Source organism: Methanoregula sp., from assembly GCF_003170075.1.
GTDB lineage: Archaea > Halobacteriota > Methanomicrobia > Methanomicrobiales > Methanospirillaceae > Methanoregula.
In genome coordinates this window covers 36,137-49,813 of record NZ_PMZU01000043.1, presented here as the reverse complement: position 1 = coordinate 49,813, position 13,677 = coordinate 36,137, and the positions used below count along the sequence as shown (strand labels likewise).

Genomic DNA, 13,677 nt, shown 5'->3' with positions numbered 1-13,677 from the left:
GTTTATCCTTATTCCCGCTGTTTTTAATCGTTTAACTTTACAGACCGGATTTTCCGGAAGGGGATCTCTTCGGCTTTTTAGGAGCGCACGGCTCCTTTTCGCTATCAAGTTTTTCAATAACCTGCTTCGTGGTCGCGCGGATCTTCTCGACTGATTCACCGTATGCAATAACCTCGGACTCATCGATCCTGATGGTCACCGGGAACGCACCGTTCCGGTTGATCCGGGCAGGAACGCCGATACAGACACCGCCGATCCCGTGAACCTCGCTTTTCACATAGGATGAGACGGTCAGGATCCGGTTATCGTCGCCAAGGACCGTTCTTACCAGCGACGCGATTGCTTCGCCGGGACCGTATACTGTCGATCCCTTGTTTTTGATGATCTGTTCGCCGCTGGACTTAACGGACTGGATGAAATCCTGCACCGGCAGGTGCGCGAACGCCGGCAGGTTGGAGATCTTGATCCCACCGATTGTGGTCGCCGACCAGAGCGGCACCATGCTGTCGCCATGTTCCCCGATAATACGGGTGTGGACTTCGCTCACATGTACTTTAAAATAGGTCGCAATCAGCGATTTTAGCCTCATCGAGTCCAGATGCGTGCCAAGGCCAAAGACCTGATTGGGTTTGAGGCCGGAATATTTCAGGGCGACGCATGTCATCACGTCGACCGGATTTGTCACCATGATGATCTTGGTATCAGGTGCAACAGCGCCAATCGTCTTTGCCATAGGCGCGACAATACGGGCATTCCCGAGCGCAAGATCAAGACGATCCTGTCCCGGGCCACGGGGAGTTCCCGCAGTAATAACCACGATATCGGACCCGGCCACATCCTTGAGGTTGGTTGTCCAGGTGATCCTGATATTTGTCCCCCGGGCCGCAAATGAATCAATAAAATCCTGCGCGATGCCTTTTAAGAGAGCCTCGCGCCCTTCGCGCCCGTACAGCTGGATCTCGTTAACATGAGGATCTGCGGAAATAGCATATGCGGCAAAAATACCGACATTGCCGGTTGCACCGATCATGGTGACTTTTGACATGGTATCACAAGAATTGGGGACGTGTTATCGGTCGACTGTACGTCACTCCTTTTGCCCAAGTACTCATCCTCCGCCCCGTTACCCCATGGGCGCCGGATGTCAGCGGTAAGTCTGCTCCCTTCCGGGCCTGAACCGGTTCCCGCAGCGACAGGTCGCCATTCCCTCCGGAATTTTGATACCTGGCCATCGACCTCATGGGACGAGGTTTCAACGTCAGAATACGAGAGGCTCCAGCAGATCGTTGCAGCCTTCGTCAAACTTCGCCCCCCGCGTACCGACGGTTTCGGGTTACAAGTGACGCCGAGCCACCCGGGCTAGTCCCCATATAGCTTTGTCTACCGGTCAATAAATCCTTGTCACTCGTATGCCCAAGTGCCCTTCCGGAATGGACCTTAAAACTAACCCCGCCGAAGGGGCTCTCTTTTCAGGGAACAAACACATCTCCGCCTATACGTCTCTGCCAGTTGCCGAGCAGTATGGATACCTCCTTCTGGTTGTTCTTGTCAAAAATATCCAGCGCAGCCACCGGGTGCGCATCCCCGGGGATCACGCGATCCAGTTTCCGAAAATCCCCCTGGTAAACTTCGATGGTCTGCCGGCCCACGGTCTCGGCAATCTTCACCGGTTCCCGGGCGACCGGGTGACGGGCCATATCCCCGAGCTGCCCGTAGATCCGCACCTCTTTTGCATCGAAGTAAACGCGATTGACTTCGAGATTAAACGCCGACCAGAACGCTGAGGCGTACCAGGCATCGTTCATGACCACATGTGGCACACCAAGGCACGCTGCTGCAAGGCCAAGCGTCCCCGGCCCCGAGCATGCATCTACAAAGAAGGGAACCGGTGGTTTTCCCACGTGGGCCGCAACCGACCGCAATTTGGGATAACCTGAGCGCGGAAACTCGATATGGATGAGGGACTGTTGTTTGTACACAACAAGAGGCCCGGAGGCAAGCGGATAAATATCTGCCCTGACATCGCAACCGGCAAGGAGCGTATAGACCCGCGGTACCGTATCCACATCGTGGGAGACAAGCCCGGGAACAAAATCCGCGGTTTTAACGACGCCCCGGACTTCGGGAACTTCGGCGACGATCCGCCGGGCCGCCTTCTCCTGCACCTTCCCTGACAACAGCAGCAGTGATTTTGCCGGAAGAAACGGGGGAAGGTCCATCGCAAAGCCGGGATGAATGAGCGGCGATCCGACAGCGATGAGCGGATCGCTGGAGGTGAGATCGCCTTCCTCCCGCATGATCACGTACATGTGCGCAAAAACTTCGTCGATAAACCGTTTCCCGCAGGAACATGGTGCTGCATACGTAAGTGCAGGGAGCGGCGCACGTTTGTCAAGAACCCGCATACTGCACTCTGCACAGGGAAGAAACCGCGTGGGAAGATCTTTGAGGATCTCCGGCGCTGAATGAACACAATCACTGCCGCAAACGGGACATTCCATAAAAGGGTGCTTGGAATCTCCTGCCATAGAAACTTTGCCAAATACTTTCACGAATGGGGTAGTGATGATAGGCGTCCGGAAAAATGTCCAATATGTCACCATCTGTAGGAACGCACATAAACTACCTTAGGTTCACTCCGAAACTATGAAAACCGGTAAAACAGTACGAAGGTTCCCCGCCTCAGGGCCCCTCCGGGGCACGGCGGGGCAAGGGATTTTTTTTTAGTTTGGCTTTTCGTGTAAATATCAGGTCCTGATCCGCCGCGGGGGCGCCCCTTCGGGGGCGGCGGCACGCATCATACATGGGAGAGGGAGATAACAATCCCATCACCATATCTGGATGATTTTCATAAGAAAGATTACGAGAAAAAGGACAGAGCGATAATTACAATGGGCCTGATGCGATTCGAACGCATGACCGCCCGGTTATGAGCCGGGCGCTCTAACCGGACTGAGCTACAGGCCCATAAGCGCCGCCAACAGGACTCGAACCTGTGACATGCTGGTTAACAGCCAGCCACTCTACCAACTGAGTTATGGCGGCAACAGACTTCTGTGCCTTAATAGGTTCTTTGTGAGGCTTTTTAAAGGTAACTAAGGGGGGGGAATGACGTTACCGGTCTGCCTGAAACCACGGGACGTGGACAATACGGGAGAAATCCGCGGGGGAATTGCCGGTCAGGGTTTTTTCATCGCGTTCACGAGCCGGATGATATCGTCCAGGTCCTCGTTTAAGTGCGCAAAGAGTTCCAAGGTCCGCTCGGTTGCGACCGCTCCCTCAGATGATGCGCGGATGTACCCCAGCTGTTCGAGCACATGAAGGGAGTACCGTATCCGGTGCGACGGGAGATCGAGGATCTCGGCAAGCTTCATGATCCCGATCGGCTGGTGTTCCGCCACCGTCCGGGCCACTTCGATGTGCCGGCTTAAGAGTTCAATCTCTTCCTTCATTCTCTTGAGCATGGTATCGCCACGGAACAATCCCGCTTCCTTTTATTCTGTTCCTCTCTTCTTACCTTTATTTCAATGCTCATCAAGCCATGCTTTGGTCGACCGGTATTTCAGGACAAAGTTCCATGAAAGCACAACGGCAATGGCCAGCATGACTGCCACGGCAGGAAGCCGGTACGGGTCCGGGACAAGGAAGATCGCGAGCACCGCAAGCGCCACGAGCAGGATGATCGCGTTGAGCTGGACGGCTAGCCGGTAAAATTTCCACTTGAACTGTTCTTTTGTTGTTTCGTCCATGACTCGTACGTTGAATTCGGGAATAAAAGTACTTGACGTTTCAGCGCGTAAATGTACGGCAATGGATCCACTGGACGCTGCAATGAAGAAGTGCAGGGCAGATGCCTTTGTGCACTATGCCGGAGGAGAGGACGCCGATATGCGCTACCTTTCCAGGTTTGTGATGCATGACCCCTTTGTCTTTTTTAAAAAGCACCGGCAGCCCGGGACCATCATTGTCCCCCTGATGGAAGCCGAGCGGGCCTCCCGTGAATCGATCGCCGCCGTCATGACCCGGACGCAGGCAGGCCTTCCCGGGATCGCAAAAAAAGAGAAGAACCCATGGAAGGCGGCCGCGCAGATGATCGCAGGACAGGCCGGAAAGACCCTGCTCATCTCGCCCACCCTTCCCGCGGCGCTCCTGCGGGCGCTCGAAGAGTCTGCCCGGGTGATCGTTGACGAAGGGACCATTGAACAGATGCGTGCAAAAAAAACGCCCGAAGAGATCCGGCTCATTCAAACGGTGCAGAAGAAAACCGAACGCGTGATGGCACTTGGGATCTCACTTATCAGAAACGCGACCACAAAAAAAGGCATCCTGTACCATGATGGCACACCGCTTACTTCGGAACTGGTGCGGACAGCGATGCACAAGCAGCTTATGGATGACGGCTGCCGTGCGGTGGAGACCATCATCTCGTGCGGCGAGGATACTGCGTTTCCGCACATCATCGGGAGCGGCCCGCTCAGGCCAAATGTTCCCATCGTGATCGACATGTTCCCCCGGGACGAGGCAACGGGATATTACGCGGATATGACCCGCACCGTCTCGAAAGGAAAACCGGACCGGCAGATTATCGATATGTACGAGGCAGTAAAAGAGGCCCAGCAGATCGGGATCTCCCGTATAAAAGCCGGGGTGTCGGGCGCGGATGCCCATAACGCTGTCGTCGACTATTTCAAAAGCCGGGGCTATGAGAGCGATACCCGGGGGTTCATCCACAACCTCGGTCACGGCGTCGGGCTCCAGGTCCACGAACTCCCCACGATCGGGGCGGCGGGCACAACACTAAAAGAGGGTTTTGTCGTCACGGTCGAACCGGGCCTTTATTACCCCGGGGTCGGCGGTATCCGGCTCGAAGACATGGGCGCGGTGCGCGCAAAGAAATTTACGGATTTCACGAAATATGAGGAGAACCTGATCGTATGAATGACGAGATACTCGAAAAATACGTGACTGCAGGAAAACTTGCCGCCACTATCTTAAAAGAGAGCAGACAGGAAATACGGGTCGGCAGGTCCTACCTTGAACTGGTAGAATCCGTGGAGGCCCGGGTGAAAAACGAGGGCGCAGATCTTGCCTTCCCGCTCAACGTCTCCTTAAACGAGGACGCGGCGCACGATACCGCATCGACCGGTGATGAGCGGGTCTTTGCCAGAGGAGATGTCGTCAAGTTCGATCTCGGGGTGCAGATCGACGGCTACATCGCGGATACCGCAACAACAGTCGACCTGGGAAACAACGAGCTCCTCCTTGAAGCGTCCCGCGAGGCGCTCGAAGCGGCGATAAAACTGGTCCGTCCGGGTGTTACTACCGGAGAACTGGGCGCAGCGGTCGAAAAGGAGATCCTGGGCAGGGGATACCGGCCCATTGCAAATCTCACCGGTCACGGTCTCGACCAGTACGTGGCCCACATGGACCCGACAATCCCCAACATCAGCATCCATGGCGGCACGGTGCTTGAAGAAGGCATGGCGATTGCCATTGAACCATTCGCCACGACCGGGAGCGGGCGTGTCGGCGAGAAGACACGGGTCGAGATCTACTCCCAGATCGCAGAAAAACCTGTCCGGATCCCATCAGCCCGTGCAGTCATGGAGCAGATCAGTGCTCTTCACGGACTTCCCTTCTCCCGCCGCTCGCTCAACGATAAAAAGAAGGATCTCGCACTCCTCGGTCTGGCCAGGTCCCAGATTGTCCACGGCTACCCGGTCCTTTCAGATATCCCGGGCTCGCTTGTCTCCCAGCATGAGCACACCCTGATCGTGACTGCCGATGGCTGCATCGTGACAACCCGGTGATGGGATAGGTATAAAGATTCAGGCGTTAAATAGTAAAGGTTACAGCCATGTCCGGAGATTTGGAAAGCCTGCGCATCATGGAAGTCCTGCTGACTGCCGAAATTTTTAACCAGAACCCGACGCTCGATCTCAATGACCTGACACCCGTGTGCCGGGAGATGTTCTGTTCCGGGGATACCAAAAGCATCAAGCGCCCGGTTTATGTGAGCGACGGGTTGATCAAGCGTACGCTCGACATCGCGGCTGCGCATGAGAAGATCGCCAAAAACCCGTTCGTGTCGTACGAGGACTTCGGCCAGCGTCTGAAGATTACTACCCTCAAACCGGCCGCGGAATGGTTTCTTGCACAGGGGGGTAAGTCGCTCATCGGGCAAAACCCGGCCCTTGCCTTTTTCTTTGAATCTTTCAACGGCACGGGGATCTCCTACAAGGAAGTACGGAAGGCAAACCCGCCTTACGAAGACACCAAAGCCAGTCTCGATGCCAAAATCACCAAACTGATCGGTGAGGATGAGAAAATCAGGGGAGCCCTCGATCTTGTGATCGTGAGCGCTCCTGAAGAGGTCGAGCAGCGGATGGACGATATTGTCTGCTCGCCGGAGCAGACCGCGATCATCGAAAAGATCCACCACGCACTGCACCACCGTGATTTCCTGAACCGCCACCGGATTTACGAAGTGGGAAAACTTCTTTTCGTCGGCCCGCCCGGCACCGGGAAAACCTCGCTCGCCCTTGCGATGGCCCATGATATGCACATGCCGGTTCTCGAAGTCCGGCTCTCGATGATCACATCCCAGTACCTCGGGGAGACTTCCAAAAACATCGACAAGATCTTCGAGCTTGCAAAGAAAATCTCGCCCTCGATCCTCTTTATCGACGAGTTCGATTTTGTCGCAAAGAGCCGGGTCAGCGACGACCATGGCGCGATGAAGCGGGCGGTCAACGCACTCCTGAAAAATATCGACCGTATCAGCCTGATCAAAAACAGCGTCCTGTTGATCGGTGCCACCAACCACCCGCAGTTGCTTGATGAAGCCGCGTGGCGACGGTTTGATGAGGTCGTGGAGTTTGCCCTGCCCGATGAGGAGATGCGAAGAGAGATCCTAAAGAACGTCACATCATCCATGGCCTGCACCTGCGACTACCAGGAGATGGCGGCACTGACCGAGGGCTTCTCTGGTGCCGATATACGACTCATGGTAAAAGAGGCGCTTCTCTCGGCGCTCATGGACAAGCGCGAAGCCATCGACCACAAGGATCTCGAAACAGGGATCCGCATGGTCAAAAACCGTGAAGCGATCCGGAACCTGAACTGGATGTAGGATGAAGTTCACACTGCTCGGTACCGGGGATGCAATCGGGACCCCGAAGATCGGGTGCGACTGCCCCCAGTGCATGCGTGCGCAAAAGACCGGCACCGGCCGGCTGCGGACATCCATCCTCATCGAAAAGGACGGCCACCACATCCTGGTGGATTCCTCGCCCGACCTCAGGCAGCAGCTCCTCCGGCACGGCTCACCCCATATCGACGCGGTGATCTGGACCCACGGGCACTACGATCATTTCATGGGCTTTGGCGAGTTTTACCGGGTGCAGAAGGTACCCCCGGTCTTTGCCGCCGACACGGTGCTCCGGTACTGCGGCGAGACGTTCAGGTTCCTGAACTTTGACCGGATGCCGGTGGAACCCTATGTGCCGTTTAATCTCTTCGGGATCACGATCACGCCGTTTCTGGTAAAGCATCCCCCGGCCTATACCTGCGGATTTGTCTTTGAAGCGGGCGGGGCGAGGGTTGGGTATACATCGGATACCAACCGGGACATCCCGCAGAAAAGCCTCGACCTGCTCGAAAACCTCGACCTGCTCCTGCTTGACGCCCTCGTGCCCTCGCATATCACGATCACGAAGCACATGAACTATCTCGATGCCTGCACGCTTGCCGAAAGTCTGCACCCGAAGGCGTTCCGGTGCGTCCACGTCAGCCACGTGATGCCTTGGGAGTACCCGCATCTTGGATATGACGGCGAAATCTTCGAGTTTCCATAAAAAAAGAGGCTTAAACCGATCTGGTTAACACCGGAATTATGAAAAATCGTTTAAACGGGTGTGAGGGTTCCCCGCCTCAGGGCCCCTTAAGAGACCCGGCGGGGCAGGGACGTTTTTTTATTATTTCATAGTCACTGATCCGCCGAGGGGGAGCCCTGTCGGGTGCGGCGGCGTTCATCGTTCATGGGGAGGAAGGGAACAATCTCCTCATCACATCGGATTGATTCGAGTTTCGTAGGAAACCATCCTTTTATTCCGGACCGGTTAGAGAGGATTTTTTTTACGGCACCATGCCGCACTCACCCATACTTTAATAGTTTACAGGTTCCCAAACATAGGTGCATGATTGTAAAAGTACTTGAACTCGAAAAAGACAAGGCACGACTCGTCATCCAGGGGGAGGGCCACACGTTCATGAACGCCCTTGTCGAGGAAATCCTGACCGATCCGGACGTCGATGTCGCAAAATACACCATCGAGTTCCAGTTCTCAGACCCGGAGCTGCTGGTGACCACCAAGAGCGCTAAGAAAAACCCCCTGACCGTCATAAAGAAGGCCTGCAAAAAACTATCCGGCAACTGCGACGCCCTCATCAAAGGCCTTGCAAAACAGAAATAAGTGCCCACAAAAATAGTTCTTAATATTCTTTTTTGGCTCTTATCAGCACGCATATTATTCGACGTCACAAGCCGGCAAAACTAAAACAATAATCCTTTTTTTTTGAATTTCTGTAACGGGAAGAGAAGAGGGAAAGATTTTTGGATCCAACCCGATATGGGCAGGATCAGTGCCAACATTCACCTGATCCTCTGACACACCCTTAATCTTTGAGAGGAATCCCCGATATTGACGGCATAGGTCGCACCGGACATTCCAAGAAGCACAATTATTGGGACTTTTGTTTTGGAAAAAAATTACAACGATACGCGGTAATTTCATTCTGTGGGATCGCCTAGCTGGTCTATTGCCGGCATTTTAGGCAAACCAGATGGGGTATTGTATGAAACGCCTTACCATTCGATATTCGTTCCCACGCCTGTTTCCAGGATCGGACAAAACTCTGCAAGAATTATTTTAGACGATAACGATGTGCAGTGGCAGGCATGTACCGCCTTTAGCGCGAGATCCCGTAGATAGGTACAGGTGCCTTTCATCTGTTCCGGTGATGGCTTGAGCAGGTGGAACCCGCCGATGATATCGATGATCCGGCGCTCCCCGCAAACTTCCTGTGCGTATTCGGTGATATTGCAGATACCGGCATGGGAGCACCCGGTAATGATCACGAGTCCTTCAGGAGTACGGCAGGCCAGTGCGGAATCATCAAGGAGCTGGTCCTGTTCGACCTGCCCGTCAGGCATCACGATCCTGCGCTTGCCCGGGGCGGTATGTTCAAACCCGAACCTCCGGGGAATTTCGCCGAGGAACACCAGATCCGGGGTAAGCCAGAACGGTTTTGCGGAAAGACTGAGGGAAAACTGGCGTCCTGCCTCTTCTTCCGGTATAAGGGAACCGATGTTTGGAAGCGGGGGGCTGGGTTTTGGATAAAAACAATACGGATGGGCAACTAGGACTGGTTTTTTATGAGAAAGAGAATGAATCTCTGCCCCTGCCAGTTTTTGTACAAGGTGCACCAAACCCCAGGTATGATCCAGGTGACCGTGGGAGAGCACGACATAATCAAGGTCAAGCAGGTCGATCCCCATCGTTTCAGCATTCCGGATGAATGCATCCGAATAACCGGTATCAAAGAGGATTCGCCGGTCCCCTGTTTCGATCAGGATCGAAAGACCGGGTTCCCCAAGGAAATACCGATCGATGAGCGTGTTGTTATCGACCAGCACTGAAAGGGAAACCCGGGCTGTCATGGAGAGATATCACGCAGGAGAAGAAATTAGACTTTTCTTTTCGGCGACTCTGCAGGGAAGAATGCTGGCGCGATGATTTCACGCCCCCCCTCTACTCCTGCACTGTCACGGTGCGACATTTTAAATGATTTATGCGCATATGAGTAATTATAACAACACAACTACAGAGTGACACAATGCCAGAACCAACAACCAGCACAACCAACACCGAGAAACCAGCCGCCCCCGCCCGGCGAGGGTGTATCGATGAACATACCTGCGCGTGCGGTGAAAAACACGAAGAACATGAAAGTGGGGTCAGCCACCGGGAAGCCTGCACGTCCCCCTTAAAATTCGGCGATACCTGCTGCTGCCAGTCCGAAGAGGATGCCAAAAATGCACGCCATCCCTGCGGGCATGGACCGCGTTGTCACTAAGATCATCCCGTTTTTACAAAAGATGACCAGCACGGAACGATGAGAGTGACGGCCGGTTCTTTTCTGATCCCTGACCTGCTTGAGCAGTACATGAAGGAGAGTGGATACACGGAACGCTGGATTACCGTCCAGGAGATCCGTGCCCGTTTTCAACCGGACTGCCCGTCAGGTCAGGCAATTTCCGGGTTTCTTGGCAGGAACCACAACGGGGCCTTTGCTGCCTGCCGGTATAAGGTGACAAAGATTGAAAAATTTCAGGACACGATACCCCCCTACCGGGTCTTCAGGAGGTATTTCGTGCAGGAACGGCCGGTCCGGCAAAACCACACACGGTAGGGACAAATCAATAAAACAAACTGTCCCGGTAAGACTGTTATACTATTCCGGATACATTCTATCAAGGAGCATGCGATAGTGCCTGATGAGATTTCCATCCAAAATGAATGCCCCCGCCGGGGAAGACCCCGGCTCAGGCGTACCATCACCAGCACGTCAGAATCGCGCTGCTACAAGCCCTGCTGCTGTCCGGAGGAGGAAGGGACCGGGATCTTGCTGCAGCCCGATGAGATCGAGCTCATCCGGCTCATCGATCTGGAGGGCCTGGAGCAGGAAGAAGCGGCGGAAAAACTCGGTGTCTCCCGTAAGACCGCATGGCGGGACCTGCACGAGGCCCGTCGCAAGATTGCCGATGCACTGGTGAACGGGAAAGGGATCGAGATGGCCGGTTGCCAGAAAGCAGCGGAAGGCCGGTGCCCGAAGTGTCCCCGGTAAGATGCCACAGCCTTTTTTCCTGACCGTTTCTGACAGTTCCGTCATCTTTTTATGTTTTCGCTCATATGGGTAATTACCCCCTCCCGAAATGAGGATTGCGAGGCAACTCTTATGAGCAACGAACCAATGAAAATACCTGTGGATTATCATGAGGCTGCGGAAACCCTGAAAAAAATACTGGGCCTGAAAGGCTCCCCGGTAGCCATCAGATTCGCACCATCAAAAGAGGATATCCCGGCCGGGATGGCGGAGCTCGACAAGACCATCCGGCACTGTTCGATGGTGAACCTTGCCCGGAGCGAGGGGAAGATCTTCTACGCTCCTGCGGACAAACATGAGTGCAACGGCGGCGCATGGGCGCTGGGTCTCAAGGAGATAACGCCGACCTTAAAGAACGGCGAATTTTACTTTAAGCTGGGCAAATTTGACAGTGCGGCTGCCTGCAAACGGACCATCGAGAAGGTCACGCACCTTAGCCCGGGTGAGACGTATGCAACGCTCTATGCCCCGCTGGAGAGAACGCCATTCACCCCGCAGGTCATCCTGATCGTGACAACGCCCAGAAACATGCTCAAGCTCGCCCAGAGCACGCTCTTCCGGCTTGGCGGGAGAATCTACGCAGAGTTCTCCGGTATCCAGTCTGTCTGTTCGGATGCAACAACACAGACCTACCTGACCGGGCGGCCGAACTTCTCTCTCGGCTGTGACGGATCGAGGAAGTTCTCCGGAATTACCGATGATGAGATGGTGATGGGGTTCCCGGCCGAGATGCTCCCCGAGATTACTGCCGCGTTAAAGATTGTGATCGGTGCAGCCGGTTCGAAATAAGTACCCGGGATACGGGATCATGGCGGAAGAGTGAATGCCGGCGCTACGGTGGCGACAGGGAGATGCACGTACGAAGCTCCCTCCCGCACGATTTCTTTTTTTGCACTTGATCCTTAAATCTTTATGCTCATATGTGTAATAATCCCACTAGAAACAAATCGGGGGATTTTACATGCCGAACTTTGACGGGACCGGGCCGCTGAAACGGGGACGGGTAATCGGGCGGGGACGTGGACCCTGCAGGCAATGTACTGAAGATTGTACACAAAAGGCAGAGAACAGGAAAACCCCGGTCCGGAACGAGACTGCTAAAGAATAACACCTATTTGAGAAGATGAGATGATGCCAAAACCATTCATCAGCGTGAATAACCTCTTCATGGACTTCGATGATACACGGGTCTTAAACAACGTATCATTTGAGATCCCGGAAGGGGAGATCATGGGAGTCATCGGGCGGAGCGGAGCGGGAAAAAGTGTCCTGATGCACCTCTTGAGGGGCGTCGAACAACCTCCGACCAAAGGCTCGATCGTCTATCACATGACCGCCTGCAATCGCTGCACATATATGGACATGCAGAGCCGGGCCGGTGGCCGGTGCCCGGAGTGCGGCGGGGACCTGGTCGCGGTGGATGTTGACCTCTGGGACGAGAAAAGCAACGGGATGAAGTCCCGGGTCATGAACCGGACCGCGATCATGTTCCAGCGCACGTTTGCACTCTATGGCGATGACCGGGTAATCGAGAATGTGCTGCATGCGCTCGACGATATCCGGTACCCGCAGGAACAGGCGATAAACCGGGCAGCCGACCTGATTGACCAGGTGAAACTCTCCCACCGTATGATGCATATCGCCCGGGACCTCTCCGGCGGTGAGAAACAGCGGGTGGTACTTGCCCGGCAGCTGGCAAAGAACCCGGCAATGCTCTTTGCTGACGAACCGACGGGAACGCTCGACCCGGAGACCGCCCGGCTGGTACATGCCATGCTTATCGAAGCGGCACGGCGGAATACCATGGGCATGGTGGTGACCTCACACTTCTCGCAGGTGATCGAGGAGATGGCGGATCGTGCGATGCTGCTCGTAAACGGTGAGATCGTCGCAATAGGTTCACCAAAGGACGTGATCCATTCGTTTGTGAAGGACTATCAGGAGATCGAGGAATCAGCCCCCGCTAAGTTGGGAGAAAAGATCCTTTCTGCGCGGGATGTGACCAAACGGTACGTTTCGGTTGACCGTGGTGTTGTGCGGGCAGTAAATTCCGTAACGTTCGATGTGGCAAGAAAGGAAATTTTCGGCATCATCGGGAAGAGCGGGGCGGGAAAAACCACGTTGTCCCGGATTATTGCCGGCATCATCGAACCGACAAGCGGGGAGATGAACATCCTGATCGGGGAGAATTGGGTGGACATGACCAGACCCGGTATTAACGAACGGGGAAGGGCAAAGGAGTATATCGGCCTCCTGCACCAGGAATACGACCTGTTCCCGCACCGGACGGTTCTCGATAACCTTACCGATGCGATCGGCCTTGAATTTCCCAAGGAACTGGCCATGAGAAAAGCCATTGTCACCTTAAAGACGGCCGGGTTTTCCGAGGGAAAGAGCAAAGAGATCCTTCACCGGTTCCCGGGTGAATTATCTGATGGCGAACGGCACCGGGTGGCGCTTGCCCAGGTACTGATACGGGAACCGCGGATCGTGATCCTCGACGAGCCAACCGGCACGATGGACCCGATCACCAAGCAGGATGTAAAACATTCGATCTTAAACGCACGCGATGAGATGGACGAGACCTTCATTGTGGTCTCCCACGACATGGGTTTCGTACGGGACATCTGTGACCGGCTCGCCTTTATGCGGGGCGGGAAGATCATCCAGATCGGCCCGACTGCTGAAGTCCTTCGTCAAGTGACCGAAGATGAGAAGCATGATTGAACT

Annotated in this window: 16 protein-coding genes, 2 tRNA genes and 1 other RNA gene; 11 read left to right on the top strand and 8 right to left on the bottom strand. The window is 54.7% G+C overall.

Annotated elements, in window-relative coordinates; translation table 11 throughout:
- Nucleotides 1-37: 37 nt before the first annotated feature.
- The 7 genes from QZN75_RS05350 to QZN75_RS05320 all read right to left on the bottom strand — a co-directional run bounded on the left by QZN75_RS05350 (nucleotide 38) and on the right by QZN75_RS05320 (nucleotide 3,749).
- Complete coding sequence (locus QZN75_RS05350; protein ID WP_292425729.1) at nucleotides 38-1,045, bottom strand: malate dehydrogenase; 1,008 nt, start codon at nucleotides 1,043-1,045, stop codon at nucleotides 38-40.
- 13 nt (nucleotides 1,046-1,058) lie between these two features.
- Nucleotides 1,059-1,370, bottom strand: an RNA gene (gene ffs / locus QZN75_RS05345) — signal recognition particle sRNA.
- A gap of 99 nt (nucleotides 1,371-1,469) precedes the next feature.
- Entirely contained in the window at nucleotides 1,470-2,501 is a 1,032-nt protein-coding gene (locus tag QZN75_RS05340; protein ID WP_292425727.1) for a hypothetical protein, read from the bottom strand.
- A gap of 391 nt (nucleotides 2,502-2,892) precedes the next feature.
- A tRNA-Ile gene (locus QZN75_RS05335) sits at nucleotides 2,893-2,967 on the bottom strand.
- Nucleotides 2,968-2,972: 5 nt separating this feature from the next.
- Nucleotides 2,973-3,045, bottom strand: a tRNA-Asn gene (locus tag QZN75_RS05330).
- A gap of 134 nt (nucleotides 3,046-3,179) precedes the next feature.
- Nucleotides 3,180-3,464 carry a hypothetical protein gene (locus QZN75_RS05325; protein WP_292425725.1) on the bottom strand — a complete coding sequence of 95 codons (285 nt, stop codon included), beginning with the start codon at nucleotides 3,462-3,464 and terminating at the stop codon, nucleotides 3,180-3,182.
- Between the two features lie 60 nt (nucleotides 3,465-3,524).
- Nucleotides 3,525-3,749, bottom strand: coding sequence for a hypothetical protein (locus QZN75_RS05320; RefSeq protein ID WP_292425723.1), 225 nt, complete (start codon nucleotides 3,747-3,749; stop codon nucleotides 3,525-3,527).
- A gap of 61 nt (nucleotides 3,750-3,810) precedes the next feature.
- On the opposite strand from QZN75_RS05320, the gene QZN75_RS05315 reads away from it, so the two are divergent.
- The 5 genes from QZN75_RS05315 to QZN75_RS05295 all read left to right on the top strand — a co-directional run bounded on the left by QZN75_RS05315 (nucleotide 3,811) and on the right by QZN75_RS05295 (nucleotide 8,474).
- A complete protein-coding gene (locus QZN75_RS05315; protein ID WP_292425721.1) occupies nucleotides 3,811-4,938 on the top strand; it encodes a Xaa-Pro peptidase family protein in 1,128 nt (375 codons plus the stop codon).
- Nucleotides 4,935-5,810: a type II methionyl aminopeptidase gene (gene map / locus QZN75_RS05310; protein WP_292425719.1), complete on the top strand. Its 876-nt coding sequence runs from the start codon at nucleotides 4,935-4,937 to the stop codon at nucleotides 5,808-5,810. The genes QZN75_RS05315 and map overlap by 4 nt, the downstream gene beginning before the upstream one ends.
- Before the next feature lie 47 nt (nucleotides 5,811-5,857).
- Complete coding sequence (locus tag QZN75_RS05305; protein WP_292425717.1) at nucleotides 5,858-7,132, top strand: ATP-binding protein; 1,275 nt, start codon at nucleotides 5,858-5,860, stop codon at nucleotides 7,130-7,132.
- A gap of 1 nt (nucleotide 7,133) precedes the next feature.
- On the top strand, nucleotides 7,134-7,856 hold the full coding sequence (locus QZN75_RS05300) for an MBL fold metallo-hydrolase (protein WP_292425714.1): 723 nt from the start codon (nucleotides 7,134-7,136) through the stop codon (nucleotides 7,854-7,856).
- A gap of 342 nt (nucleotides 7,857-8,198) precedes the next feature.
- Entirely contained in the window at nucleotides 8,199-8,474 is a 276-nt protein-coding gene (locus tag QZN75_RS05295) for a DNA-directed RNA polymerase subunit L (RefSeq protein ID WP_292425711.1), read from the top strand.
- A 392-nt stretch (nucleotides 8,475-8,866) separates the two neighbouring features.
- On the opposite strand, the gene QZN75_RS05290 is transcribed toward QZN75_RS05295, so the two are convergent.
- The gene (locus QZN75_RS05290; RefSeq protein ID WP_292425707.1) at nucleotides 8,867-9,721 is read right to left on the bottom strand and encodes an MBL fold metallo-hydrolase; all 855 of its coding nucleotides are present in this window, start codon (nucleotides 9,719-9,721) and stop codon (nucleotides 8,867-8,869) included.
- 176 nt (nucleotides 9,722-9,897) lie between these two features.
- Between QZN75_RS05290 and QZN75_RS05285 the strand changes: the two genes are divergently transcribed.
- The 6 genes from QZN75_RS05285 to atwA all read left to right on the top strand — a co-directional run bounded on the left by QZN75_RS05285 (nucleotide 9,898) and on the right by atwA (nucleotide 13,674).
- Nucleotides 9,898-10,137 (top strand): hypothetical protein, encoded by a 240-nt coding sequence (locus QZN75_RS05285; RefSeq protein WP_292425706.1) that lies wholly within the window; start codon nucleotides 9,898-9,900, stop codon nucleotides 10,135-10,137.
- A gap of 45 nt (nucleotides 10,138-10,182) precedes the next feature.
- Nucleotides 10,183-10,473 carry a hypothetical protein gene (locus QZN75_RS05280; protein ID WP_292425704.1) on the top strand — a complete coding sequence of 97 codons (291 nt, stop codon included), beginning with the start codon at nucleotides 10,183-10,185 and terminating at the stop codon, nucleotides 10,471-10,473.
- Between the two features lie 75 nt (nucleotides 10,474-10,548).
- Complete coding sequence (locus QZN75_RS05275) at nucleotides 10,549-10,908, top strand: DUF134 domain-containing protein (RefSeq protein ID WP_292425939.1); 360 nt, start codon at nucleotides 10,549-10,551, stop codon at nucleotides 10,906-10,908.
- 111 nt (nucleotides 10,909-11,019) lie between these two features.
- On the top strand, nucleotides 11,020-11,736 hold the full coding sequence (locus QZN75_RS05270) for a DUF169 domain-containing protein (RefSeq protein ID WP_292425702.1): 717 nt from the start codon (nucleotides 11,020-11,022) through the stop codon (nucleotides 11,734-11,736).
- 172 nt (nucleotides 11,737-11,908) lie between these two features.
- Complete coding sequence (locus QZN75_RS09965) at nucleotides 11,909-12,055, top strand: DUF5320 family protein (protein ID WP_366652800.1); 147 nt, start codon at nucleotides 11,909-11,911, stop codon at nucleotides 12,053-12,055.
- Nucleotides 12,056-12,078: 23 nt separating this feature from the next.
- A complete protein-coding gene (gene atwA, locus QZN75_RS05265; protein WP_292425936.1) occupies nucleotides 12,079-13,674 on the top strand; it encodes a methyl coenzyme M reductase system, component A2 in 1,596 nt (531 codons plus the stop codon).
- The last annotated feature ends 3 nt before the right edge of the window (nucleotides 13,675-13,677 follow it).

What these genes read in the sequence shown, in the direction of transcription:
- QZN75_RS05350 (WP_292425729.1), bottom strand. Translation starts at nt 1,045, where the DNA reads ATGTCAAAAGTCACCATGATCGGTGCAACCGGCAATGTCGGTATTTTT.
- QZN75_RS05340 (WP_292425727.1), bottom strand. Translation starts at nt 2,501, where the DNA reads ATGGAATGTCCCGTTTGCGGCAGTGATTGTGTTCATTCAGCGCCGGAG.
- QZN75_RS05325 (WP_292425725.1), bottom strand. Translation starts at nt 3,464, where the DNA reads ATGCTCAAGAGAATGAAGGAAGAGATTGAACTCTTAAGCCGGCACATC.
- QZN75_RS05320 (WP_292425723.1), bottom strand. Translation starts at nt 3,749, where the DNA reads ATGGACGAAACAACAAAAGAACAGTTCAAGTGGAAATTTTACCGGCTA.
- QZN75_RS05315 (WP_292425721.1), top strand. Translation starts at nt 3,811, where the DNA reads ATGGATCCACTGGACGCTGCAATGAAGAAGTGCAGGGCAGATGCCTTT.
- map (WP_292425719.1), top strand. Translation starts at nt 4,935, where the DNA reads ATGAATGACGAGATACTCGAAAAATACGTGACTGCAGGAAAACTTGCC.
- QZN75_RS05305 (WP_292425717.1), top strand. Translation starts at nt 5,858, where the DNA reads ATGTCCGGAGATTTGGAAAGCCTGCGCATCATGGAAGTCCTGCTGACT.
- QZN75_RS05300 (WP_292425714.1), top strand. Translation starts at nt 7,134, where the DNA reads ATGAAGTTCACACTGCTCGGTACCGGGGATGCAATCGGGACCCCGAAG.
- QZN75_RS05295 (WP_292425711.1), top strand. Translation starts at nt 8,199, where the DNA reads ATGATTGTAAAAGTACTTGAACTCGAAAAAGACAAGGCACGACTCGTC.
- QZN75_RS05290 (WP_292425707.1), bottom strand. Translation starts at nt 9,721, where the DNA reads ATGACAGCCCGGGTTTCCCTTTCAGTGCTGGTCGATAACAACACGCTC.
- QZN75_RS05285 (WP_292425706.1), top strand. Translation starts at nt 9,898, where the DNA reads ATGCCAGAACCAACAACCAGCACAACCAACACCGAGAAACCAGCCGCC.
- QZN75_RS05270 (WP_292425702.1), top strand. Translation starts at nt 11,020, where the DNA reads ATGAGCAACGAACCAATGAAAATACCTGTGGATTATCATGAGGCTGCG.
- QZN75_RS09965 (WP_366652800.1), top strand. Translation starts at nt 11,909, where the DNA reads ATGCCGAACTTTGACGGGACCGGGCCGCTGAAACGGGGACGGGTAATC.
- atwA (WP_292425936.1), top strand. Translation starts at nt 12,079, where the DNA reads ATGCCAAAACCATTCATCAGCGTGAATAACCTCTTCATGGACTTCGAT.